This window comes from Vibrio sp. Vb0937 (assembly GCF_033338855.1).
This window is the reverse complement of sequence record NZ_JAWOTK010000325.1, coordinates 1-1183: the sequence shown is the minus strand read 5'-3', so window position 1 is coordinate 1183 and position 1183 is coordinate 1. Positions and strand designations below refer to the sequence as shown.

The following is a 1183-nucleotide window of genomic DNA, read 5'->3' as shown; positions in this document are numbered from 1 at the left end:
TTGGCAACCGCAGGACCAAGTTGGAGCCGATTCCGCTTTAGTCAACAAACGGGGCTCAAATACGATGGCGGCTCAACCTCCGGCGAAGTGGAAGATCATCCAATCACTATCACCGAAAATGGCGTATCTATTCAGCATTTCCCAAGTGCAGAAGACTACGCAACGGTAGCGTTTGAGGATAACTGGCCATACACCGCAGACTACGACATGAACGACGTCGTCATTCAGTTCCGAATCACAGAAACGCGTATGGAAGGTGTGGTCGAGAACATTCAAATCACCGGTGACCTCGCCGCTTACGGTGCAGGATACAAAAATGGCTTTGCTATTCGTTTACCGGGCATAGCAAAAGCAAGCATCGAGAATGGCTTAACTACCCTGTCGTTTAACGGCGTTCAACAAGCAAGCAATGGATTGGAAACTATCTCGGAAGAGGCCATTTTCATCATCAGCGATGATCTCAGCCAATACACGCAAAGCAATTGTACCTACTTCCGAACTCAATCAGGATGTGATGACAACGTTGCTTTCTCTTTTACGTTGACGGTTTACTTTAAGGAAGGCTCCGACCGCTCTGGCTTACAAGCCATGCCTTACGACCCATTTATCTTTGCAACACCAAACACTTACCACGGTGACGGTATTACCTTCCAACCAGGCCGAAAATGGGAAGTACACCTACCGGATCAAGCGCCAACCGAGCAGTTTGATGATACCAACTTATATGGACTCGGGGTTGATGCAAGTGATCCTGTACAAGGTACGTACTTCAAAACCAGCAACAACCTACCTTGGGCTCTGCTGATTGTTGAGGACTGGGAGTGGCCATTGGAAAACGTAGACTTGGTTGACGCGTATCCACAATTTGCCACTTACGCTGAATCAGCCGGCAGTCAAAATGCTAACTGGCATGCCTCACCAAAAGCAAACAAATGCTACATTCCATAGGAGACCACATTATGAAAAATTTAATCACAATCATCATGGGATTAGCGTTAACAGCCTGCGGCGGTGGAGGTGGCGGCGGTGATAAAAGCGGTGACAGCTCAACGCCTCCACCAACTCAGACCACCATCGTGGTCGAAGAACCAAGCATGCAAACGCTGAACGTACCAGATGGCTACGACTACGATCCGATCGTCGCTCGTGCTCTATCTGTTGACATTAGTGGCTACTCTTCACA

Annotated in this window: 1 protein-coding gene and 1 pseudogene; both read left to right on the top strand. The window is 48.5% G+C overall.

What is annotated here, in order from left to right:
* On the top strand, positions 1-948 hold a 948-nt coding region (locus R7P67_RS25440), incomplete at its 5' end, for an LruC domain-containing protein (protein ID WP_318086400.1).
* 11 nt (positions 949-959) lie between these two features.
* Positions 960-1183: pseudogene (locus R7P67_RS25435) on the top strand (hypothetical protein); the annotation flags it as partial.